We start from the raw sequence: 22070 nt of genomic DNA, 5'->3' as shown, positions 1-22070 counted from the left end.
CGCATCCGCTGCCGCTTCCGTCCGCTGCATCGTGATCCCGTCGGCCCTCGCCGCGGCGCTGTTCTTGCCCGCCGCCATCACCGCTTCTCCGTCCCGTAATTGGTCATGACCGTGTAGAACACCCACGACATGAGAAGAATGATCAGGAAGTAGACAATCGACATGGCCGCCGCTTCGCCGAGGTTGAATTCGCCGATGGCAAGCTTCACCAGATCGATGGACATGAAGGTGGTCGTGTTGCCCGGACCGCCGCCCGTGAGCACGAAGGGCTCCGTATAGATCATGAAGGAGTCCATGAAGCGCAGGAGGATGGCGATCAAAAGCACCCGGTGCATCTTCGGAAGCTGGATGTACCGGAACACGGCCCAGCGCGAAGCGCCGTCGATCTTCGCCGCCTGGTAATAGGCGTCGGGGATGGAGACCAGGCCGGCATAGCACAAAAGCACGACCAGGCTCGTCCAGTGCCATACATCCATGAGGATGATCGTCACCCACGCATGCACCGGGTTGTTGACGTAGTTGTAGGCGATCCCGAGCTCAGCCAGCGTGCGGCCGAGCAGACCGATGTCGATACGCCCGAAGACCTGCCAGATCGTGCCCACCACATTGAATGGAATGAGCAGCGGCAGAGCCATCAGCACGAGGCACACCGGCACGCCCCAACCCTTGCGCGGCATGTTGAGCGCGATGAAGATGCCAAGCGACACCTCGATGCACAAAATAATGGCCGAGAAGGCAAGGTTGCGACCCATCGCAGCCCAGAAGCGGTCGGAGTGAAGGATCTCCTGGAACCACTCCGTGCCGGCCCAGAAGAAGACGTTGTTGCCGAAGGTATCCTGCACCGAGTAGTTGACCACCGTCATCAGCGGGATGACGGCGGAGAAGGCCACCAGTGCCAGCACCGGCAGCACCATGAACCAGGCCTTGTTGTTCCAGGTCTTGTTCATGGCCGGCCCTCCGTCTCGACGCGCCAGGAATCGGCGTAAAGATTGAGGTGTGCCGGATCGAAGGCAACGCACGGCTCCGCCGGCACCTCCGCGTCCTCGTCGATCACCACGGCGATCGCCTCGCCCTCTAGATCGGCGTGCACGATCTTCTTGCGGCCGATATCCTCGACCTTGGCGATGGAAATCGGCATGCCCTCGCGGCCGAGCCGGACAAACTCCGGCCGAATGCCGAGTTCGATACGCTCTGCCGAAAGCCGCTGCGGTACGCCAGGCAGGGCGAAGGATTGGCCGCCGACGCGCACCACACCGCCGTCCATGGCGGCGGGAAGCAGGTTCATGCCGGGCGAGCCGATGAAATAGCCGACGAAGGTGTGGCGCGGGCGCTCGAAAAGCTCCTCCGGCGTGCCGATCTGCACGATCTCGCCCTCATACATCACCACAACCGTATCGGCGAAGGTGAGCGCCTCCGTCTGGTCGTGCGTGACATAGACCATGGTGTGGCCGAAGCGGCGGTGCAGGTCCTTGAGCTGGGTGCGCAGCGCCCATTTCATGTGCGGGTCGATGACCGTCAGCGGCTCGTCGAACAGGATGGCGTTGACGTCGGCGCGCGCCAGGCCGCGCCCGAGCGAGATCTTCTGCTTCTCGTCCGCCGTCAGGCCCTGCGCCTTGCGCCCCGCCCGGTCCTGAAGCCCGATCATGCCGATGATCTCGCGCACGCGCCGGTCCACCGCGTCTTCCGGCACGCCGCGGTTGCGCAGCGGAAAGGCCAGATTGTCGTAGACCGTCATGGTGTCGTAGACGACCGGGAACTGGAACACCTGGGCGATGTTGCGCGCCTCGGTCGGCAGGTCCGTGACGTTCGCCGTGCCAAAGTGGATCTCACCTTCGCTGGGGTGCAGGAGGCCGGAGATGATGTTCAAAAGCGTGGTTTTGCCGCAGCCCGACGGCCCCAGAAGCGCATAGGCGCCGCCGTCCTCGAATACGTGATCCACCCGCTTCAGCGCGTAATCGTCGTCCGAGACGGGGCTGTCCACATAGGCGTGGCGGATGTCTTTCAGGTTGATGCGTGCCATCGCTTCCTCCCCTACGCCGCTTCCGCGCGGTCGGTGACCACGCTGCGCCCCGCCTCGTCGAAGGCGAGCAGATGGCGCGTGTCGATGAAGACGCGCAGCGTCTCGTCGACGTCGAGCCGGTGCACGCCCTCCTCCAGCATCACCCATTGATTTCCCGCATAGTCGAGATGCACGAAGCTCTCCGAGCCGGTGATCTCCGTCACCGTCACGCGGGCATCGACGGATACGGCATCCGCTTCGCGGCCCTTGAACGAGAGGTGGTGCGGCTGGAAGCCGAGCGTATAGACGCCGTCGGAAAGGCCCGCGAGCCGCGCCGGCACGGGCAGGCCGTCCGAACCGTCCAGCATGAAGCGGTTTTTATCCTTGCGCACCTCGATCGTGTTGAGCGGCGGGTCCGAGAAGGTCTGCGCCGTCAGAAGATCGGCCGGGTTGCGGAAGACCTCGATGGTGGGCCCGAACTGGGTGACGCGGCCTTCGCTGAGCGTCGCCGTCTTGCCGCCGAGGAGCAGCGCCTCGCTGGGTTCGGTGGTGGCGTAGACGAAGATGGCGCCCGATTCGGCAAAGATGCGCGGCAGCTCCGCGCGCAGTTCCTCGCGCAGCTTGTAATCGAGATTGGCGAGCGGCTCGTCAAGCAGCACCAGGCGCGCATCCTTCACCATGGCGCGGGCAAGGGCGGTGCGCTGCTGCTGGCCGCCGGAAAGCTCCAGCGGCAGGCGCTCCAGATACGGCGCCAGCCGTAAAAGGTCCGCCGCCTGACGCACCTTGCGGTCCAAAGTCGCCTTGTCGACCCCGGCCACGCGTAGCGGCGAGGCGATGTTCTCATAGACGCTCATCGCCGGATAGTTGATGAACTGCTGGTAGACCATGGCAACGCTGCGCTTTTGCACCGGCACGCCGGTGACATCCGCATCGTCCATGTGAACGGTGCCCGAGGTCGGCTGGTCGAGCCCGGCCATCAGCCGCATGAGCGTCGTCTTGCCGGCCAGCGTCGGCCCCAAAAGCACGTTGAGCGAACCCGCCTCGAGCCGCAATGAGACGTTGCCGATATGCGTCTCGCCCGAGACGACCTTGGAGACGTCACGCAGCTCCAGCACGGCCCTGTCCTCCTCCCGTTGGTCCTTCCGCGCGCGCCACTTCGCGCAGCCTCAGTTCACGCATGAACACGTCCACGGCCCGTGCCTCCTCCCGCGTCAGCCGCAAGCCACGCTTTGTACGCCGCCACAAGACATCGTCGCCGCTGCGCGCCCATTCGTTCGCCGCAAGATAGCGCAGCTCGGCCTCAAAGAGATCGGCGCCGAAGCGATGGCCGAGGTCCTGCGCGCTCGCCGCCTCGCCCAAAAGCGCCCGCGCCTGCGTCCCGTAAAGGCGGGTAAGGCGCCGCGCATGGGCGCCTTCGAGAAAGGGATAGTCGCGCCTCAGCGCCTCCACCGTGGCGTCGAACGCGTGCGGGCCGAATCCGCCGCCCGGCAGCGGGGCATCCGCCGTCCACGGGCTTCCCCGTTCGCCGAGCCGCTTGCCGATCTCCCCCAGCACGGCCTCGGCCAGACGGCGGAACGTGGTGATCTTGCCGCCGAAGACATGGATGACCGAGGCGCCGGCGGTGTCCTCCGCCTTCAGCACGTAGTCGCGCGTTGCCTCCTGGGCCTTGCTGGCGCCGTCGTCGAAGAGCGGCCGCACGCCGGAGAAGCTCCAGACCACGTCCTCGGGGCGCACCGGCTCGACGAAATATTCGCTGGCCGCGGCACACAGATAGGAGACCTCCTCCCCGCTGATTTCCACGGCCGCCGGATCGCCATCGAAATCCTGATCGGTGGTGCCGATGAGGGTGAAGTCCTCCTCATAGGGAATGGCGAAGATGATGCGCCCGTCGGCGTTCTGGAAGAAATAGGCGCGCGGATCGTCGAACTTCCTGGCGATGACGATGTGGCTGCCCTTGACGAGGCGCACGTTGCGGGCGGCGTTGCGGCCGAGCGCACCGGCGATCACCTCGTCCACCCACGGGCCGGCCGCGTTGACCACCAGCCGCGCGCGCACCTCCTCGATGGCGCCGGTTTCGAGATCGCGCAGGGAAAGCCGCCACACGCCGTCCTCCACGCGTGCACCCACCACCTTGGTGCGGGTGCGGATGTCGGCGCCCTTCTCGGTGGCGCTCAACGCGTTCAGCACCACCAGCCGCGCGTCGTTGACCCAGCAGTCGGAATATTCGAAGGCGCGCCGGTAGGCGGTCTTGAGCGGCTTTCCCGCCGGGTCGCTGCGCATGTCGAGCGTGCGCGTTGGCGGCAGGAGCTTGCGCCCGCCGATATGGTCGTAGAGAAAAAGGCCGAGGCGGATGAGCCAGCCGGGCCGCAGGCCCTTGTGCAGCGGCAGGACGAAGCGCATCGGCCAGATGATGTGCGGCGCGCTCTTCCACAGCACCTCGCGCTCCATCAGCGCCTCGCGCACGAGGCGGAATTCGTAATATTCGAGGTAGCGCAGGCCGCCGTGGATGAGCTTGGTGGAGGCGGACGAGGTGCCGCTGCCCAGATCGTTCATCTCGGCGAGCATGACCGAATAGCCGCGGCCGGCCGCGTCGCGCGCGATGCCGCATCCGTTGATGCCGCCGCCGATAACGAACAGATCGTGAATGGGACCGTCGCCCAATCGCTCCTCCCGTGGCAATATGGAAAACATCTCTCCCTAAAAATGAAACTAAAACGAAAACGTTGTGAATGTCAAATGAAGACAGGCATCGGTGAAAATTACCGGCACGCTTCCACAAGACGCACGCCCGCTTCCCCGCACACGGCGCGGAAGGCGACGCTCGGGCAGCGGTCGGTGATGAAGGTGTCCATCTGCGAGACATGGCCGATACGCACGGGGGCGCTGCGGTCGAATTTCGAGGAATCGGAGACCAGGATGACGTGGCGCGCATTGGCGATGATCGCCTGGGCGACCTTCACCTCGCGAAAATCGAAATCGAAAAGCGCGCCCTCCTCGTCGATCGCCGAGACGCCGATAACCGCGTAGTCCACCTTGAACTGGCGGATGAAATCGACCGCCGCCTCGCCGACGATGCCCCCGTCGGAACCGCGCACCACACCGCTGGCGATGATGACCTCAAACGCCGGATAGACACGCATCCTATTGGCAACATTGATGTTATTTGTGATGACCATGAGCTCGCGGTGGTCCAGAAGCGCGTCGCTCACGGCCTCGGTCGTTGTGCCGATATTGATGAAGAGCGAGGCCTTGTCGGGGATGAGCTCCGCCGCCGCGCGGCCGATGGCGCTCTTTTCCTCCGCCTTGAGCTCGCGGCGCGCCTCGTATTCCATGTTCTCGATGCCCGACGGCAGGAGCGCCCCGCCATGGATGCGCGTCAACAGCCGCTGGTCGCACAAGTCGTTGAGATCCTTGCGGATCGTCTGCGGCGTCACGCGAAAGCGCGCGGCCAGCCCATCGACCGTGACACGGCCCTTCTCCTTGGCGATCTGGAGGATTTCCTCATGGCGCGGCGCGAGAAACACTGCCTCTCCCCATTTTCGTTTTGCCTGCGTTATAGCAGAAACGAAAATATAAGAAAGATGCAACCGCGTGCACGCGCGCGCGCGTGGGGTGGGGAGGATTTTAAGGGCAGGCTGAGCAGGGGGGCGTATTTTCCCGCGAAAAAAGTTGGAGAAATTTTCTGCAGCGAGGGAAAACAATGGGTTGGTGGGGAAGAAAAATCTTTGTCGCCACATTTTATCCCCGCGCAGGCGAGGCATCGCCGGCTGAGGTGAAGGGCGCCCGCCGCCTTTCCAACGCGCGTCATCCCTACCCGCGCGCGTCATCCCCTACCCACGCGCGTCATCCCCACCCGCGCGCGTCATCCCGGAAAGCCGAACGGCTTGTCCGGGACCCATTCCGGAAGGTGGACGAGTCACGGAATGGGTCCCGGACAGTCTCCGCTTCGCTCCGACTTCCGGGATGACGCGCGAGAAATCAGGGCTTGAAATCGGGCAGGCTCTTGAACGCCGCCTTCAGCGCGCTCGACCAGCCCTCGGCGACCGTCCGGAAATAGCGGTCGTCCTGTCCGATCCGCTTCTCGAAGCCGACGCGATAGCTGTCGCGCGGGTAGTAGAGCAGGTCGAGCGGCAGGCCGACCGAGAGGTTGGACCTGAGCGTCGAATCGAAGGAGACGAGCAAAAGCTTCACCGTCTCCTCGAAACTCATCTTCGGGTCGTGCGCGCGCACCAGGATCGGCTTGCCGTATTTGGTCTCGCCGATCTGGAAGAAATGCGTGTCGGGGCCGGCCTCGATGAAATTGCCTTCCGGGTAGACGAGGAAGAGCCGTGGTTCGGTGCCGCGGATCTGCCCGCCGAGGATGAAGGAGGCACCGAAGGCATCGGCATTCTGGCCGGCGGGCGCGGCCTCGCGGATAACCTCCTTCAGCGCGTCGCCGACGAGCTTGGCCGTCTGGTACATGGACGACGTCTTCATCAGCGAGGGCGCCCGCTCCTTCGGCGCCTTGGTGCGCTCGTCGAGAAGGCTGATGACGGCCTGGGTGGTGGCAAGGTTGCCCGCAGACAGGAGCACGAGCACGCGTTCGTCCGGCTTCGACCAGCAATGCATCTTGCTGAAGGTCGACACGTTGTCGACGCCGGCATTGGTCCGCGTATCGGACATGAACACCAGTCCGCTATCGATCTTGAGCCCGACACAGTAGGTCATGCACCCGAACGTCCCGTTGCGATTCTCCGTGCCAAATTACTGCTCGACACTGATCTGGACCGCAAGCCGTTCCTCGGCCTGGCCCAGACGAATCCCCATCACCGGCATGGCGTCGCGATAGTCGCGGCCCGTCGCCACGCGCACATAGCGCTCGTCGGGCGAAATGCCATTGGAGCAGTCGAAGCCGACCCAGCCGAGCCCTTCCACATGCGCCTCGGCCCAGGCGTGGCTCGCCGTCTGCTCGTCGGCGCCGTCGAGGCGCAGATAGCCGCTCACATAGCGGGCGGGAAACTCCATGCGGCGCGCGGCAGACAGGAAGATGTGCGCGTGGTCCTGGCACACCCCCTGCCCTTGCGCCAGCGCCTCTTCCGCCGTCGTCACGGCGCTGGTGGTGCCCGTCACGTAAGACACCCCCTCGCGCACCAGCCCCATCAGGGCGTGCAGGCGGTCGATGGCCTCATTGCCGTGAACCGCCCCAACGAGCCTCGCTACGCCCGGGCCCGGCGCTGTCAGCGGCGTTTCCTGGCAGAACAGCCAAAGCGGCGCAAGGCCCGTGTGCCGGCCGGAAAGGCCGTTCGTATCCTTCGTCTCGACCACGCCGGAGGCGGCGATGGCGATGGTATGCGGCGTCCCGTCGATGCTCAGAAGGCGCGTGTCGTTGCCGAAGCTGTCGTCGTAGCGCACTTCCTCGCGCGCCCCCTCGATGGAAAGCGCCCACTCGACGACGTTCTGAGTGGGGCCGCTCTTCGGGAACAGCCGCAGCCGCTGCAGGGCGTAGGACAGCGGCGCGTCATACTGATATTCGGTGCGGTGCGAGATTTTCAGGCGCATGGGCTGGATTCAGCTAGTAGTGAGTAGTGAGTAGTGAGTAGTGAACACCCCAGGAAACTGGTTCAAATTCAAAGACTTTCCGTTCATAACTACCCTCTACTCACTATTCCCTACTCACTCAATAAAACCGATAGTCCGCGGCAATCTGATCGCCCAGCGCGCCGTTGTCACGAATGAAATCTTTCAGGAATTCGTGCAGTCCCTCCTCGAAAATATCGGAGACGGAAGCGGAGCGCAGCTTTTCCCGCTTCGCGGCGGCCATGTCGTGGCTTTGATGCCGGGCGCCGTATTCCTCGGCCAGGAATTCCAGCGCGTCGCAGATGCCGCGGTAGCAGAAGGCAAGCGAGCGCGGCATGCGGCGGTTGAGGATGAGATAGTCGGCGATGCTGGTGGGCTCGTAGCCTTCGTAGATCCAGCGGTAGGAGCGCTGGGCGGAGACCGAACGCAGGATGGTCTGCCACTGGTGATTGTCGAGCGGCGAGCCGACCCATGCGACCGAAGGCAAGAGCACGTAATATTTGACGTCGAGGATGCGCGCAGTGTTGTCGGCGCGTTCGATCAGCGTCCCGAGTTGGGCGAAATCGAATATCTCGTTGCGCAGCATGGTGCCGTGGAAGGCGCCGCGGATGAGCGCGGTCTCGCGCTTGATGGCGTCGAGCACGGCCGGCAGGTCCCGCTCGTCGACGGGCCGCATGAGCATGCGGCGGAGCGCCATCCAGGCCTCGTTGATGCTCTCCCAGGTCTCGCGCGTCAGCGCCGTGCGCACCATGCGCGCGTTCGTGCGGGCGGTCTCCATGGAGGACATCACGCTGGACGGGTTCGAGAGGTCGCGCAGAAGGAAATCCGTCACGCTCGCCGTATCGTGGGGCCGCTCCTCTTGTTCGAAAGCCTCGCGCGCGCCGGCGCTGGTGAGCACCGATATCCATTCGTCCGACGCCGCGCTCGTCTGCGTCAAGGCAAGGCGATGGCCGGTATCGACGAGACGGGCCATATTCTCCGCCCGCTCGATATAGCGGTGCATCCAGTAAAGGCCGTTGGCCGCGCGCCCCAGAAGCATGTTACGTGGCTCCGCCACTCAGTGAGTAGTGAATAGTGAGTAGAGAGTAGGGATTTACAGCCATTCTACTGTTTCCGCTGCAGACTGCGGATCATCGCGCGTAGCATCTTGCCAACTTCCTCGGCTTGCGCGAGGAGATTTTCGACACCGGGTCGCTCAAGAAATTCCAACTTTCCTGACAAAATGACATGTGTCTCCAACTCCTTGAGGGATCCTTGGGAGATACGAAGGAACTGAACGAATGAACCTCTATGCTCTCTACCATATCCCTCGGCGATATTGGCCGGTATCGACGAAGATGAACGTCTTATCTGGCTTGTCAGCCCATAGATCTCACTGCTTGGGAAGTTCTTGGTTGCCGTGTAGCAGCTCAAGGCAAGTTCCATAGCCGCCCTCCATACGAGCAAGTCCCGGTATGAGTTGACCGCCCTACTTGTTCCAGCCTCGACCCCCACCCACTTCCCCCTACTCACTACTCACTACTCACTACTCACTACTCACTACTCACTACTCACTCTCTCAATCATCCAGCACCCACGTATCCTTCGTCCCCCCGCCCTGCGAGGAGTTCACCACCAGCGAGCCTTCCTTCAGCGCCACCCGCGTCAGCCCGCCCGGCACCGTGCGGATGCGGTCGGAGACCAGAACGAAGGGGCGCAGGTCCACATGGCGCGGCGCCAGCCCGCTTTCGGTGAGCACCGGGCAGGTCGACAGGGAAAGCGTCGGCTGGGCGATGTAGTTGGCGGGCCTCGCCTTGAGCTTGGCCGCGAAAGCCTCCCGCTCCTTGGCGGAAGCCGCCGGGCCGACCAGCATGCCGTAGCCGCCGGAGCCGTGCACCTCCTTCACCACCAGTTCGTGCAGGTTGTCGAGGACGTGAGAGAGGCTCGCCGGCTCGGAGCAGCGCCAGGTCGGCACGTTGCGCAGGATCGCCTTGCGGCCGGTGTAGAACTCCACGATCTCGGGCATATAGGAATAGATCGCCTTGTCGTCGGCGATCCCCGTGCCCGGCGCGTTGGCAATCGCAATATTGCCCGCGCGGTAGACGTCCATGATGCCGGGAACGCCGAGGACGGAATCGGGATTGAAGGTCAGCGGGTCGAGGAAGTCGTCGTCGACGCGGCGGTAGAGCACGTCGATGCTCTTGTAGCCCTGGGTGGTGCGCATGGCCACGCGGCCGTCGACCACGCGCAAATCCTGCCCCTCGACCAGTTCCACGCCCATCTGGTCGGCCAGGAAGGCGTGCTCGAAATAGGCCGAGTTGAAGCTGCCCGGCGTCAAGACGGCGATGGTGGGCGAGCCGTCGCAATTGGCCGGACGGACGGCAGCGAGCGAATCGCGCAGGAGCTGCGGATAGTTTTCCACCGGCAGCACCTTCACCTTCTGGAACAGCTCCGGGAAGAGCTGCATCATCGTCTCGCGGTTCTCCAGCATGTAGGAGACGCCCGAGGGCGTGCGGGCATTGTCCTCCAGCACGTAGAACTCGTCCTCGGCCGTGCGCACGATGTCGACGCCGATGATGTGCGTGTAGACGCCGCCGGGCGGGCGCACGCCGATCATTTCCGGCAGGAAGGCCTCGTTACAGGCGATGATCTCCTTGGGGATGCGGCCGGCCCGCAGGATTTCCTGCCGGTGGTAGATGTCGTAGAGGAAGGCGTTCAGCGCCTGCACGCGCTGCTCGATGCCCTGGACCAGGCGCCGCCATTCCTTGCCGGAAAGGATGCGCGGGACGATATCGAACGGGATAAGGCGCTCGGCGGCCTCCGCCTCCCCATAAACGGCGAAGGTGATGCCGGTGCGGCGGAAGACCTTTTCGGCATCCTGCGACTTCTCGTTCAGCCGTGCCGGGTCCTGGCTGTGGAACCAGTTCTCGTAAGCCTCGTATGGTTGTCTTGCCCGATCTCCCAGGCGCATCTCATCGAACATGGCCAAGAAATGCTCCTTCCTGAAAAGCATTTCAGCCAGCCTGCATCCGAAACGCAAGCTATTTCTATGAGTTACATGCGAATGCCCGTTCGGCGACCATTCTGCCCGCGATTTCTACACGCGATCGCACGGTTCTGCCTGCGAAATGGGCAGAGTGCGGGGGCGCCGGCCAAATGAAAATGCCGGCGCATTGTCGCGCCCCCCTCTGTCCTGCCGGACATCTCCCCCGCAAGGGGGGAGATTGGCTGTCATGGATGACTTCGCCAAATCGTCCGCGTTGCAAAAAAGGCGCGGGCAAAGCGGCCGGCGCAATCTCCCCCCTCGCGGGGGAGATGTCCGGCAGGACAGAGGGGGGCGCGAAGGGGTGCCGGCATCTCCCTTTGGCGCGCCCACACACCTACCGCGCCGGCAGATCCCCCCGCGCCCATTCTTCCCGCATCCCGGCAGCCCGCTCGGCCAGCCGCCCGGCTTCGATCGCCGCGCGGATATCCGCCATCAGGCCCTGGTAGTAGGCAAGGTTGTTCCAGGTGAGCAGCATCGCGCCGAGCGCCTCGCCCGACTTCACCAGGTGATGCAGGTAGGCGCGGGAGTAGTCGCGGGCGGCGGGGCAGTCGCTCTCCTCGTCCAGCGGCCGGGGGTCCTCGGCGTGGCGGGCGTTCTTCAGGCTGATCTTGCCGCGCCTCGTATAGGCAAGGCCGTGGCGGCCGGCCCTCGTCGGCATCACGCAATCGAACATGTCGATGCCGCGTGCGACGGACTTCAGGATATCGTCCGGCGTGCCCACTCCCATCAGGTAGCGCGGCTTTTCCGCCGACAGCGCCGGGCATGTCGCCTCCAGCACCTCGAGCATCACCTCCTGCGGCTCGCCGACGGCAAGGCCGCCGACGGCATAGCCCTTCAGGTCCATGGCCGAGAGCACGGCTGCCGAGCGCGCGCGAAGATCGGGATCGATACCGCCCTGGACGATGCCGAACATGGCCTTGCCCGGCTGGTCGCCGAAGGCTTCCTTGCAGCGCTCGGCCCAGCGCAGCGACAGCTCCATCGCCCGCTCGACATCCTGGCGGGGCGCCGGCAGGCGCACGCACTCGTCGAGCTGCATCTGGATGTCGGCGTCGAGCAGGCCCTGGATTTCGATGGAGCGCTCCGGCGACATCTCGTAGACCTGCCCGTCCACATGGGAGCGGAACGTCACGCCCTCCTCCCTGATCTTCCTGAGCGCGGCCAGCGACATGACCTGGAAGCCGCCCGAATCGGTGAGGATCGGATGCGGCCAGCGGGCAAATTCATGCAGGCCGCCAAGGCGCGCCACGCGCTCGGCCCCCGGCCGCAGCATCAGATGGTAGGTGTTGCCGAGGACGATATCGGTGCCCACCGCCCGCACCTGGTCCATATACATGGCCTTGACCGTGCCCGCCGTGCCGACCGGCATGAAGGCCGGCGTGCGCACGAGCCCCCGCGGCATGGTAATCTCGCCGCACCTGGCCGGGCCGTCCGTGGCGAGGATCCGGAACCCGAATTCTTCAGTCATCGTATTCCTTGTCGTGGACCGGCGCGCCCGCCGCCTGCTCGTCGAGCGAGCTGCGGTAGCGGATACAGCCGCGCAGGAATTTCGGCCACGGCGGCACGGCGATCGACGGCGCGGTCTTCTCCGGCAGCAGGGCCCACATGGCGGGATGGTGCCAGCACAGGGCATGGCCCGTCGCGTCGCGGTGCTCGCGGATGGCGGCACGCAGCTTCTTGACTTCGGCGATCAGCGCATCGCGGTCCATGGTCGCAAGGTCGTCGTCCATCGTCATTCCTCCTTCCTGAAAAGCAGGCAGGCATCGCCATAGGAGTAAAAACGATAGCCGCGTTCGATGGCGTGGCGGTAGGCCTCTTTCATCGCCTCAAGCCCGCTGAAGGCCGAGACCAGCATGAAGAGCGTCGAGCGCGGCAGGTGGAAATTGGTCATCAGGGCGTCGACGGCGCGGAACCGGTAGCCGGGCACGATGAAGATATCGGTCTTACCGGACCAGGCGGCAATCTCGCCGCTCCCCATCGCCGCGCTTTCGAGGAGCCTGAGCGACGTCGTGCCGACCGAGACGATGCGCCCGCCCCGCGCCCGCACGGCGTTGAGGGCTTCGGCGGTCCCGGCATCCACCTCGCCCCGCTCCGCGTGCATCTTGTGCGCCGCCGTGTCGTCCGCCTTGACGGGCAGGAAAGTGCCGGCGCCCACATGCAGCGTCACGAAATGGCGCTCGATGCCGGCAGCATCGAGTGCGGCGAACAGTCCGGGCGTGAAGTGGAGGCCGGCGGTAGGGGCTGCGACGGCCCCCTCCTCCCGGGCATAGATGGTCTGGTAGTCCGCCTGGTCGCGCTCGTCGTCCGGCCGCTTCGAGGCGATATAGGGCGGCAGCGGCATATGACCGGCAGCGGCAATCGCCTCGTCGAGCACGGGGCCGGAGAGGTCGAAGACCAGCAGCGCCTCGCCGCCCTCGCCTTTCTCGGCAACGCTCGCTTCGAGCGTTCCCAGAAAACAGCTTTCGCCGTCATGGCCGAACTGGATGCGCTCGCCCACCGCCACCCGCTTGGCCGGCTTCAAAAACGCCTTCCAGCGGTCGGGGCCGGTGCGCATGTGCAGCGTCGCCTCGACATGCGCCACGGCCTCGCCGCGCCTTCGCAGGCCAGAGAGCCGCGCGGGGATCACCTTGGTGTCGTTGAAGACCAGCGCATCGCCCGCCCGCAAGAGCTGCGGCAGGTCGCGCACGATGCGGTCTTCGAGAGCCTCGTCCGGCCGCACCACGAGCAGCCGCGCGGAATCGCGCGGGCTTACGGGCCTCAGCGCGATCCGGTCTTCCGGCAGCTCGAAGTCGAAGAGGTCGACACGCATGGGTGAGTGAGTAGCGAGTAGTGAATAGTGAGTAGCGAGTAGCGAGTAGCGAGTAGCGAGTAGCGAGTAGCGAAGACTTCACTACTCACTATCTCACTACTCTCTACTCACTCCATCATATATCCGCCGCCATCTTCATGGAAACGATCGAATCGGGCTCGCGCACCGGCTCGCCGCGCTTCAGGCCGTCGATGCTTTCCATGCCCTCGATCACCTGGCCCCAGACCGAATATTGCCGGTCGAGCCATGGCGCCCGGTCGAAGCAGATGAAGAACTGCGAGTTGGCCGAGTTGGGGTTCTGCGACCGCGCCATGGAGCAGGTGCCGCGCTCGTGCGCCGTGTTGGAGAATTCGGCCGCAAGATCCGGCTTTTCCGAACCGCCCATGCCGGTGCCCGTCGGGTCGCCCGTCTGCGCCATGAAACCTTCGATGACGCGGTGGAAGACGACGCCGTCGTAAAAGCCGTCGCGCGTCAGCTCCTTGATGCGCTCCACATGGGCCGGCGCGACGCCGGGCATGAGTTCGATCACCACCCTGCCCTTGGTGGTTTCCATGACGATCGTGTTTTCCGGGTTCTTGATCTCGGCCATCGGAGACATTCCTTTCCTATTCGCCTTTCCTATTCGTCGGCGGCGACGGTGACGCGCACCATGCGGTCGGGGTCGGCGACCGCGCCATTCGCGGCCTGATCGCCCTTCTTGATCTGGTCGATATGTTCCATGCCGGTTTCCACCTGGCCGACGACGGTGTAGCCGCCGCTAAGGTGCGGTGCCGGCGCGAACATGATGAAGAACTGGGAGTTGGCCGAGTTCGGGTTCTGCGACCGCGCCATTCCCACCGTTCCGCGCTCGAAGGGCGCGTCGGAGAATTCCGCCGGCAAATCGGGCAGCGCCGAGCCGCCGGTACCGGCACGCTGCGGATCAAAACCGTCTTCCATGTCGCCGAACTCCACGTCGCCGGTCTGCGCCATGAAGCCGTCGATCACCCGGTGGAAGGCGACGTTGTCGTAGGCGCCTTCGCGCGCCAGCGTCTTGAGGCGCTCCACGTGCTGAGGGGCAAGATCCGGCCGCAGCGCGATCTCCACCGTGCCGCCGCTGAGCTCGATGACGAGCGTATTTTCCGGCTCCGCCGCCTGGGCGGGGCCGGCGAGCGCAAGGCCTGCGGCGAGGCAAAAAGGTGCTGCGAAGGAAAGAAGGCGCATGAGGATAGTCTCCTGGATTTTTTCGGCTCAGGCGGCGAATTTGGCTTTCAGCGCGCGCGCGACGACGGCCGGAACGAAGGGCGTGATATCGCCGCCCATCGAGGCGATCTGGCGCACGAGTGTGGCGGTAATGGTGCGCACGGACGGGCTTGCCGGCAGGAACACGGTCTGCAGGTCCGGCGCCATGGTCTCGTTCATGCCGGCCATCTGCATCTCGTAGTCGAGATCGGTGCCGTCGCGCAGGCCCCGGATCATGATGGAGGCGCCATGGGCGCGCGCCGCGTCGACCACGAGATTGTCGAAGGCGACGACCTCGATGCGCGCCCCGTCCTCGTCCAGTTCGTCCTCCGCGGCACGCCTGATGAGCGTGGCGCGCTCCTCATAGGAAAAGAGCGGCGTCTTGCCCGGATGCAGGCCGATGCCGAGGATGACCGTGTCGGCCACCGTGAGCGCGCCCTTCAGCACGTCCAGATGGCCGTTGGTCAGCGGGTCGAAGGAGCCGGCGTAGAAGGCGGTGCGCGTCGTCATGGCCGAGCTTCTATCGCGCCTTGCAGGCGAAGGCAATTCGCCCCAATGCCCTCAAACCGCCCCTCACCGGCGCGACAGCGCCAGCCACAGGCCGCCGCCGATGAGGCAGGTGCCGGAGATGCGCTCGACAAGCTTCACCCGCGCCCTTGTCAGCCGCGCGCCCGCACCGCTGGCGGCGAACGCGTATAGCGAATCGCTCACCGTGGCGACCGCCATGAAGATCGCGCCGAGAACCATGGTCTGCCACACCGGATTGCCCGCCGGATTGACGAACTGGGGAATGAAGGCGCCGAAGAAGAGCAACGCCTTGGGGTTCGACCAGATGACGACGAAACCCTGCAGCACGAAGGAGCGGCCCACCGGCACCGTGTCCGCGCCGCCGAGCGAGCCGTCCGAGCGCCACATGCGGATCCCGAGCCAGATGAGATAAGCCGCGCCGATCAGGCGCAGGACCTCGAAGACGCTGCCCATGGCGCCGACGATCGCCGCCAGACCGAAGGCCAAAACGCCGATCATGAGCACGAGACCGACCTGCGTGCCGAGCACGTTGAGCAGCCCGGCGCGCGCGCCATGGCGCAGCGAATTGGCGATGATGACCGTCACCGACGGCCCCGGCACGATGACGATGACGAAGCAGGCGACGATATAGGAGATGAGAGCGGCATGGTCCGGCATGGAGCAGTCCTCGTGGCAATGTGTGAACGAAGCCACAGACGGACGATAAAGGCAAGTTGTAGCCTGCGGTTGGCATTCAGCCTTCCAAGCTGAATCCCCACATGAACGGAATCTGAACGGCACATTCAGCCCCCGTTCGCGTCCCGTCCGTCAATGTGGCAACCGTCCGGGCGGGGCTGCAGCGGAACAGAAACGAGCCATCGCCCGTTATAGTGCCAAGGAGGCAGACCGATGCTGATCTTCACGCTCGCAGCCGCAATGACCCTTGCCATGCTGATCGCCACCGCGTTCGGCCTTCACCAGGAAGCGCAGCGCGTAAGGGTGGAGAACCGGATCAGGTCCGATCGAACCGGTTATCGCTGGTGACATCGGAAAGACGGATATAGCGCTGCTTCAGCCGGCTGAAAGCCGATTGCTGACCTCCACCAGATTGCCGTCCGTATCCCTGAAGTAAACCGACATGAGGGGGCCGGTGGCGCCTTGGCGCTCGCCGGGGCCTGCCACGATCTCCACCCTTTCACGAGCGAGATGCGCAACGACCGCCGCCATCGGCATGTCCGTCAGCAGACAGAAATTGCCGCTTCCGGGGACCGTGCTGCGCGCGATGCCCGGCGCGGCGCGCGCATCCTGCAGGCTGATCTTGTGGGCGCCGAAGTGCAGCGACCATTTGCCTGGCCGCTCCTCGCGCGGCTCCATCCCCAGCACGCCTTCGTAGAACCGGCATGTCGCCGCCACATCCGTGACAGTGAGCACGAGGTGATCAAGCGTATGGACCTGCATGGGGCGCAGTCTAGGCCGCGCCGCACGTCATGGCCATAGGGCGCGCTTACGCGTCCGTGCCACCATCCTCAGGTGCAGGCGCATCCTCCTCCTCCGCCTCGTCCTCGCCCTGCGGCTCGGAAATCCGCTCGACCGAAACCACCCGCTCACCATCCGCCGTGTTGAAGATGGTCACGCCCTTGGTGGCGCGGCTGGCGATGCGGATGCCGTCGACCGGCACGCGGATCACCTGGCCGGCGTTGGAAACCAGCATGATCTGGTCCTCCGGCGCCACCGGGAAGGCGGCGACCAGGGGCCCGATCTCCTCGCGCTTGGAGATGTCGGTGGCGCGGATGCCCTTGCCGCCGCGGCCGATGACGCGGAAATCATAGGAAGACGAGCGCTTGCCGTAGCCATATTCGCTGACGGTGAGCACCAGTTGCTCGCGCGCCTTCAATTCCTCGTAGCGCTCGGGCGACAGGTCGGCCTCCTCGCCCACCTCCTCGTTGGTGAGCGCGATCTCCTCTTCCTCGCCGCCATTGGCCAGCCGCCGCTCGGCGGCCGCCTGCTTCAGATAGGCCGCGCGCTCGGCCGCATCGGCCTCCACATGGCCGAGGATCGCCATGGAGATGACGCGGTCGCCGTCGGCCAGGTTGATGCCGCGCACGCCGACCGAGTTGCGCCCGGCAAAGACGCGCACGTCTGTGACGGAGAAGCGGATGCACTGGCCGGAAGCGGCCGTCAGAAGCACGTCGTCGTCCTCGGTGCAGGTGTAGACGCCGAGGATCTCGTCGCCCTCCTCATCGAGCTTCATGGCGATCTTGCCGTTGCGGTTCACCTGCGTGAAGTCGGACAGCTTGTTGCGCCTTACCGTGCCGCGCGTGGTGGCGAACATCACGTGAAGCGCGTCCCAGCTCTCCTCGTCCTCGGGCAGCGGCATGATGGAGGTGATGCGCTCGCCCTCCTGGAGCGGCAGCATGTTGCGCAGGAATTTTCCGACAGACTGCGGCGTGCCCTGCGGCAGCCGCCAGACCTTCTCCTTGTAGACGATGCCGCGCGAGGAGAAGAAGAGGATGGGCGTGTGCGTGTTGGCCACGAACAGCCGCGTGACGAAATCCTCGTCCTTGGTCGACATGCCCGAGCGGCCCTTGCCGCCGCGCGCCTGCGCCCGGTAGATCGACAGCGGCACGCGCTTGATATAGCCCTTGTGCGTGACGGTGACGACCATGTCCTCGCGCTGGATGAGGTCCTCGTCCTCCATGTCGGCGCCGCCCTCGGTGATCACCGAGCGGCGGGGCGTGCCGAACTCGTCGCGAACGGCGGTCAGCTCGTCCTTGACGATCTGCTGGATGCGGGCGCGCGAGGAGAGGATCTCGAGGAATTCCTGGATCTCGGCGCCGATCTTGTTCAGTTCGTCGGCGATCTCGTCGCGGCCGAGCGCGGTCAGCCGCTGCAGGCGCAGGTCGAGGATGGCGCGGGCCTGCTCCTCGGAAAGGTTGTAGGTGCCGTCCTCGTTCACCTTGTGGCGCGGGTCGGCGATGAGGAGGATCAGCGATTCGACCTCCTCGGCCGGCCAGCGACGCTCCATCAACTCTTCGCGCGCCGTCTGCGGGTCGGGCGCGCGGCGGATGAGCTTGATGACCTCGTCGATATTCGCCACGGCGATCGCCAGGCCGACCAGCACATGCGCCCGGTCGCGCACCTTGCGCAAGAGGTATTTCGTCCTGCGGCTCACCACCTCCTCGCGGAAGGCGACAAAGGCCCTGAGCATGTCGAGGAGCGTCATCACCTCGGGCTTGCCGCCGTTGAGCGCCACCATGTTGCAGCCGAAGGAGGTCTGCAGCGGCGTGAAGCGGTAGAGCTGGTTGAGGATGACCTCGGCATTGGCGTCGCGCTTCAGTTCCACCACCACGCGGTAGCCCAGGCGGTCGCTCTCGTCGCGGATGTCGGAGATGCCCTCGATGCGCTTGTCGCGCACCAGCTCGGCCATCTTCTCGATCATCATCGCCTTGTTCACCTGGTAGGGAACCTCGGTGACGATGATGGCCTCGCGCTCGCCGCGGATCTGCTCGATCTCCACCTTGCCGCGCATGATGACGGAGCCACGGCCCGTGGAATAGGCGCTGTGGATGCCGGAGCGGCCGAGGATAATGCCGCCGGTCGGGAAATCCGGCCCCGGTATCATCTCCATCAGGCGCGAAAGTTCGATCGCCGGATCGTCGATGAGCGCGATACTGCCGTCGACCACCTCGGTCAGGTTGTGCGGCGGGATGTTGGTCGCCATGCCGACGGCGATGCCGCCGGAACCGTTGACGAGCAGGTTGGGAAAGCGCGCCGGCAGCACGCGCGGCTCCTGGGCCGCACCGTCATAGGTGTCCTGGAAATCGACCGTCTCCTTGTCGATATCCTCCAGAAGCTCGTGCGCCACCTTGGTGAGGCGCGATTCCGTGTAGCGCATGGCCGCCGGCGGATCGCCGTCGATGGAGCCGAAATTGCCCTGCCCGTCGATGAGCGGCAGGCGCATGGACCACGGCTGCGCCATGCGCACGAGGGCATCGTAGATCGCCGCATCGCCATGCGGGTGGTATTTACCCATCACATCGGCGACCGGGCGGGCCGACTTCACATATTTGCGGTTCCAGTGATAGCCGCTCTCATGCGAGGCGTAGAGGATACGCCGGTGCACGGGTTTCAGGCCGTCGCGCACGTCGGGCAGCGCCCGGCTCACGATCACGCTCATGGCGTAATCGAGATAGGAGCGCTGCATTTCCTCGATGATGGAGATGGGCTCGATGTCGTCGGGCTCGCCCGGCCCGCGCGGCGTCGTCTGGTCGGTCAAATCAGGTCACATTCAGCTATGAGAATCATTCCCTTCCTTATATAGGAAGCAGCGCCGATTCTCCAATGAGAACGGGCGATATTCACGATGGAAATGGCGCGAAATTTCAAGAAGATAGCGCTTTTGTTCGCACGTGCGGCATGAACGGCCGCGGAACGGCCACATTTGGCGAGGCCGGATGCATCGGCGGATGCGTGGAGAAGCGGTATCGCGCACCGGTTGGGCCCGCGTTCGATTGCCGGCCCGCGATAGACCGCCTGCCCTCCAAGACAGTCTTCGCTCCTTGATCCGGGGATCCACGGCCAGGGAGCGCCATCCGCGAAATCGGCCTCCGGCCAATTCACCGAGATGCCACATCCGCAGCACCATCCCGCCGACTCGATAAAGGATTCCGGCGCGCGATGTGCCACTATCGTGGCCGATTCGGCCAGAGCAATTCCAGGAAAAGTGGAAGCCGGTTTTCCGTCCGGAATTGCGACAAAACAAAGAGTTGGAACAGGTCATCGATTCCATGAAACGATGACCTGGTCTAGTGCCGGGCCACAAGGGGAAAGCCATGCCGCCGTTCGACGCGCTGCTGAACGCCTTCGTCACGCTCCTGGTGACGGTGGACCCGGCCGGGCTGGCGCCGCTGTTCCTGGCCGTGACGGCGGGCATGAACCGCGCCGAGCGCAACCAGGTCGCGGTGCGCGCCAGCCTTGTCGCGCTTGGCGTTCTCATCCTTTTCGCCGTCGTCGGCAGCGTTATCCTGACGGCGCTCGGCATCACGCTGCCGGCATTCCGCGTCGCCGGCGGCCTGCTCCTGTTCTACATCGCCTTCGAGATGATCTTCGAGCGCCGCCAGGAGCGGCACGAGAAAAGCGCGCAACGGGCGGTCACGCGCGACATGATCCACAACATCGCCGCCTTTCCGCTGGCGATCCCGCTGATCGCCGGGCCGGGCGCCATCTCGGCGTCGGTGCTTCTGTCCGGCAGCTTCGCCGGCCCGCTGGGGCAGGCGGCGCTGGTGGCAATCCTCGTCGTGGTGATCGCCATCACCTACGCCGTCTTCGTGCTCGCCGAACGCATCGACGGCTTTCTGGGCGAGACCGGCCGCTCGATCCTCACCCGCCTGCTCGGCGTGCTCCTGGCGGCACTGGCCGTGCAGTTCGTCTCCGACGGCGCCAAGGCGCTCTTCGCCGCCGGCTAGACCACTTCATCGATTCATGGAATCGATGAAGTGGTCTAGCCCCTTGTTTGCCGCAATTCCGGACCGAAAAGCGGTTTCCACTTTTCCTGGAGTTGCTCTGGGGACTGTTGAGATTCAGGATATAGCTGTGGCGATAGCCCCCTCTCTTGCAAATTCTAAGGACTTAGCTTTGCTAAGCCCAAGAATTTGCTTTCTCCCCCGCCAAGGGGGAGATAGGGACGACGCCGTCCTGGCTGCAAATCGCTGACCTTTGCGGCTGGCAGGAGCGGCGATGTCGGCGTTATCTCCCCCTTGGCGGGGGAGAAAGCGATTTCAACATCTTAGCTGGAGCGAAGCGGAAGCTAAGTGTTAGAAATCGCAAGAGAGGGGGCTTTCCGCCCACTCCGCGCCTCATGAATCTCAACACGCCTTAGTTCCGACGGGCAAGAACGGCGGGCCCGGCGGCCCGCCGCCACCGCGGGCCTACTGGCTGGCCTGGCCGATCGCGTCCGTCAGCCGCTGCGCCAGATCGGGGTCGGCCTGTGCCGACTGGATGATCTGGTTGTACTCGTCGACCGAGATGCCGTCGGTCTCCTCCACGGCCTGCAGGATCTTCTCGCCGGCCTCGTTCTGAAGCTGCTGCTGCCGCTCGGCATCGTCACCGGCTTCCTGCAGTTGCTGTGTGTATTGCTGCTTCAGGTTCTCGACCTCGAGAAAGGCGACGGCGAAGGACTGCAGCTTCTCGTCGGTGACTGCCGGCGCCTCCACGGCCGGCTCGGAGGGCTGGTTGGCATCCTGGGCCAACGCGTAGGGTGCGAAGGCAACGCCGGCCGACAGGCACGCCGCCATGAGCAGTTTTTTCGAACCGTTTGCGATCATCGATTCCTTGATCCTTTTAAACGTCTTCGTCCGGCGGGCTGGGCGCATCCCAAACCGCAACGCCGCCCCGACGGGCTCGCCCGTCGACGGCATGGCCTTACATGGAGTAGCGATGTGGCGGAAGAAGCGCCGCTCGCCCGCACAGCGCATCATTTCCGCTTAACCCGGGAAAGAAATCCTGACCGCAGGCGGGGTTGCCATGCCCGATTACAGACATGATTGCCGGCCAGCGGATCGCCCGAAAATCGGAATCGGTTTTCGGAAAGCACGATGCGCAGATCCAATAACCTACAGCGTCCTTATGTAGCGTCCCAAGGACGCACGGCGCTGTAGGAGGCGCGCGCCGGCCAATCCTGACCGGATGCAAAAAGCCTTAGGATGCCAGTGGCGGGCCACCAGATAGCGGAAGCCGCCGGGATGTCGTTCCAGGAGATGCCGACAAGGCCACCGGCATCGCTGCGCCTGGCCGCAAGAAGGCGCGCCACGCTCCATGTCGGCGACGACCGTCTTCATGCCCGGCGGCGGCCGCCTCGAAGTTACCTTCCCAGACCCTTCCGAACAGCTCCGCGCCGCACGCGTCTTCACCGGAAGCGCCTTAAAGCGCCCTCCTCCCGCCGGTCCGGTGCAACGCGGTGC

At 64.7% G+C, this 22070-nt stretch carries 22 protein-coding genes; 2 read left to right on the top strand and 20 right to left on the bottom strand.

Translation table 11 applies throughout. From position 1 onward, the window contains the following. Window positions 1-77: 77 nt before the first annotated feature. The 17 genes from GM910_RS18400 to GM910_RS18320 form a co-directional block, all read right to left on the bottom strand. Window positions 78-947, bottom strand: a complete 870-nt coding sequence (locus GM910_RS18400) for a carbohydrate ABC transporter permease (protein WP_159589868.1) — start codon at window positions 945-947, stop codon at window positions 78-80. Then, window positions 944-2020 (bottom strand): ABC transporter ATP-binding protein, encoded by a 1077-nt coding sequence (locus GM910_RS18395; RefSeq protein WP_159589866.1) that lies wholly within the window; start codon window positions 2018-2020, stop codon window positions 944-946. Before GM910_RS18395 ends, GM910_RS18400 begins: the two co-directional genes overlap by 4 nt. An 11-nt stretch (window positions 2021-2031) precedes the next feature. Further along, window positions 2032-3114 (bottom strand): ABC transporter ATP-binding protein, encoded by a 1083-nt coding sequence (locus GM910_RS18390; protein ID WP_159589864.1) that lies wholly within the window; start codon window positions 3112-3114, stop codon window positions 2032-2034. Beyond that, a complete protein-coding gene (gene glpD / locus GM910_RS18385; RefSeq protein WP_246226221.1) occupies window positions 3098-4660 on the bottom strand; it encodes a glycerol-3-phosphate dehydrogenase in 1563 nt (520 codons plus the stop codon). The genes GM910_RS18390 and glpD overlap by 17 nt, the downstream gene beginning before the upstream one ends. A gap of 98 nt (window positions 4661-4758) precedes the next feature. After that, a complete protein-coding gene (locus GM910_RS18380) occupies window positions 4759-5523 on the bottom strand; it encodes a DeoR/GlpR family DNA-binding transcription regulator (protein WP_159589860.1) in 765 nt (254 codons plus the stop codon). A 454-nt stretch (window positions 5524-5977) separates the two neighbouring features. Further along, complete coding sequence (locus GM910_RS18375; protein ID WP_159589858.1) at window positions 5978-6706, bottom strand: proteasome-type protease; 729 nt, start codon at window positions 6704-6706, stop codon at window positions 5978-5980. 36 nt (window positions 6707-6742) lie between these two features. Then, complete coding sequence (locus tag GM910_RS18370; RefSeq protein ID WP_159589856.1) at window positions 6743-7537, bottom strand: transglutaminase family protein; 795 nt, start codon at window positions 7535-7537, stop codon at window positions 6743-6745. 118 nt (window positions 7538-7655) lie between these two features. Further along, entirely contained in the window at window positions 7656-8594 is a 939-nt protein-coding gene (locus GM910_RS18365) for an alpha-E domain-containing protein (protein WP_159589854.1), read from the bottom strand. A gap of 65 nt (window positions 8595-8659) precedes the next feature. Further along, entirely contained in the window at window positions 8660-9049 is a 390-nt protein-coding gene (locus GM910_RS18360; RefSeq protein ID WP_281354910.1) for a four helix bundle protein, read from the bottom strand. A gap of 64 nt (window positions 9050-9113) precedes the next feature. Further along, window positions 9114-10523: a circularly permuted type 2 ATP-grasp protein gene (locus GM910_RS18355; RefSeq protein WP_425482703.1), complete on the bottom strand. Its 1410-nt coding sequence runs from the start codon at window positions 10521-10523 to the stop codon at window positions 9114-9116. Between the two features lie 391 nt (window positions 10524-10914). Then, entirely contained in the window at window positions 10915-12045 is a 1131-nt protein-coding gene (gene tgt / locus GM910_RS18350; protein WP_159589850.1) for a tRNA guanosine(34) transglycosylase Tgt, read from the bottom strand. Continuing rightward, entirely contained in the window at window positions 12038-12307 is a 270-nt protein-coding gene (locus tag GM910_RS18345; protein WP_159589882.1) for a hypothetical protein, read from the bottom strand. The genes tgt and GM910_RS18345 overlap by 8 nt, the downstream gene beginning before the upstream one ends. A 2-nt stretch (window positions 12308-12309) precedes the next feature. After that, complete coding sequence (gene queA / locus GM910_RS18340) at window positions 12310-13386, bottom strand: tRNA preQ1(34) S-adenosylmethionine ribosyltransferase-isomerase QueA (RefSeq protein ID WP_159589848.1); 1077 nt, start codon at window positions 13384-13386, stop codon at window positions 12310-12312. Between the two features lie 115 nt (window positions 13387-13501). Then, on the bottom strand, window positions 13502-13975 hold the full coding sequence (locus GM910_RS18335; RefSeq protein ID WP_159589846.1) for a peptidylprolyl isomerase: 474 nt from the start codon (window positions 13973-13975) through the stop codon (window positions 13502-13504). A gap of 29 nt (window positions 13976-14004) precedes the next feature. Continuing rightward, window positions 14005-14586, bottom strand: coding sequence for a peptidylprolyl isomerase (locus tag GM910_RS18330; protein ID WP_159589844.1), 582 nt, complete (start codon window positions 14584-14586; stop codon window positions 14005-14007). 27 nt (window positions 14587-14613) lie between these two features. Beyond that, window positions 14614-15114: a pantetheine-phosphate adenylyltransferase gene (gene coaD / locus GM910_RS18325; RefSeq protein ID WP_159589842.1), complete on the bottom strand. Its 501-nt coding sequence runs from the start codon at window positions 15112-15114 to the stop codon at window positions 14614-14616. A gap of 63 nt (window positions 15115-15177) precedes the next feature. Continuing rightward, window positions 15178-15789 carry a LysE family translocator gene (locus GM910_RS18320; protein ID WP_159589840.1) on the bottom strand — a complete coding sequence of 204 codons (612 nt, stop codon included), beginning with the start codon at window positions 15787-15789 and terminating at the stop codon, window positions 15178-15180. 231 nt (window positions 15790-16020) lie between these two features. Here GM910_RS18320 and GM910_RS27660 point away from each other — a divergent pair, with 231 nt between their 5' ends. Beyond that, window positions 16021-16155: a hypothetical protein gene (locus GM910_RS27660; protein WP_281354909.1), complete on the top strand. Its 135-nt coding sequence runs from the start codon at window positions 16021-16023 to the stop codon at window positions 16153-16155. 27 nt (window positions 16156-16182) lie between these two features. Here the strand turns inward: GM910_RS27660 and GM910_RS18315 are convergent, their stop codons facing one another. Both GM910_RS18315 and gyrA read right to left on the bottom strand, forming a co-directional pair. Beyond that, the gene (locus GM910_RS18315) at window positions 16183-16569 is read right to left on the bottom strand and encodes a VOC family protein (protein ID WP_159589838.1); all 387 of its coding nucleotides are present in this window, start codon (window positions 16567-16569) and stop codon (window positions 16183-16185) included. A 46-nt stretch (window positions 16570-16615) separates the two neighbouring features. Beyond that, window positions 16616-19387 carry a DNA gyrase subunit A gene (gene gyrA / locus GM910_RS18310; protein ID WP_159589836.1) on the bottom strand — a complete coding sequence of 924 codons (2772 nt, stop codon included), beginning with the start codon at window positions 19385-19387 and terminating at the stop codon, window positions 16616-16618. Window positions 19388-19943: 556 nt separating this feature from the next. Here gyrA and GM910_RS18305 point away from each other — a divergent pair. Further along, window positions 19944-20576, top strand: a complete 633-nt coding sequence (locus GM910_RS18305) for a MarC family protein (RefSeq protein ID WP_159589834.1) — start codon at window positions 19944-19946, stop codon at window positions 20574-20576. A gap of 462 nt (window positions 20577-21038) precedes the next feature. Here the strand turns inward: GM910_RS18305 and GM910_RS18300 are convergent, their stop codons facing one another. Continuing rightward, window positions 21039-21587 (bottom strand): DUF4168 domain-containing protein, encoded by a 549-nt coding sequence (locus GM910_RS18300; protein WP_246226220.1) that lies wholly within the window; start codon window positions 21585-21587, stop codon window positions 21039-21041. Window positions 21588-22070: the final 483 nt, after the last annotated feature.

Origin of the sequence: Chelativorans xinjiangensis (assembly GCF_009812055.1) — a bacterium.
GTDB lineage: Bacteria > Pseudomonadota > Alphaproteobacteria > Rhizobiales > Rhizobiaceae > Chelativorans > Chelativorans xinjiangense.
The sequence above is the reverse complement of the archived record's forward strand: the minus strand, read 5'-3'. Positions and strand labels throughout refer to the sequence as shown.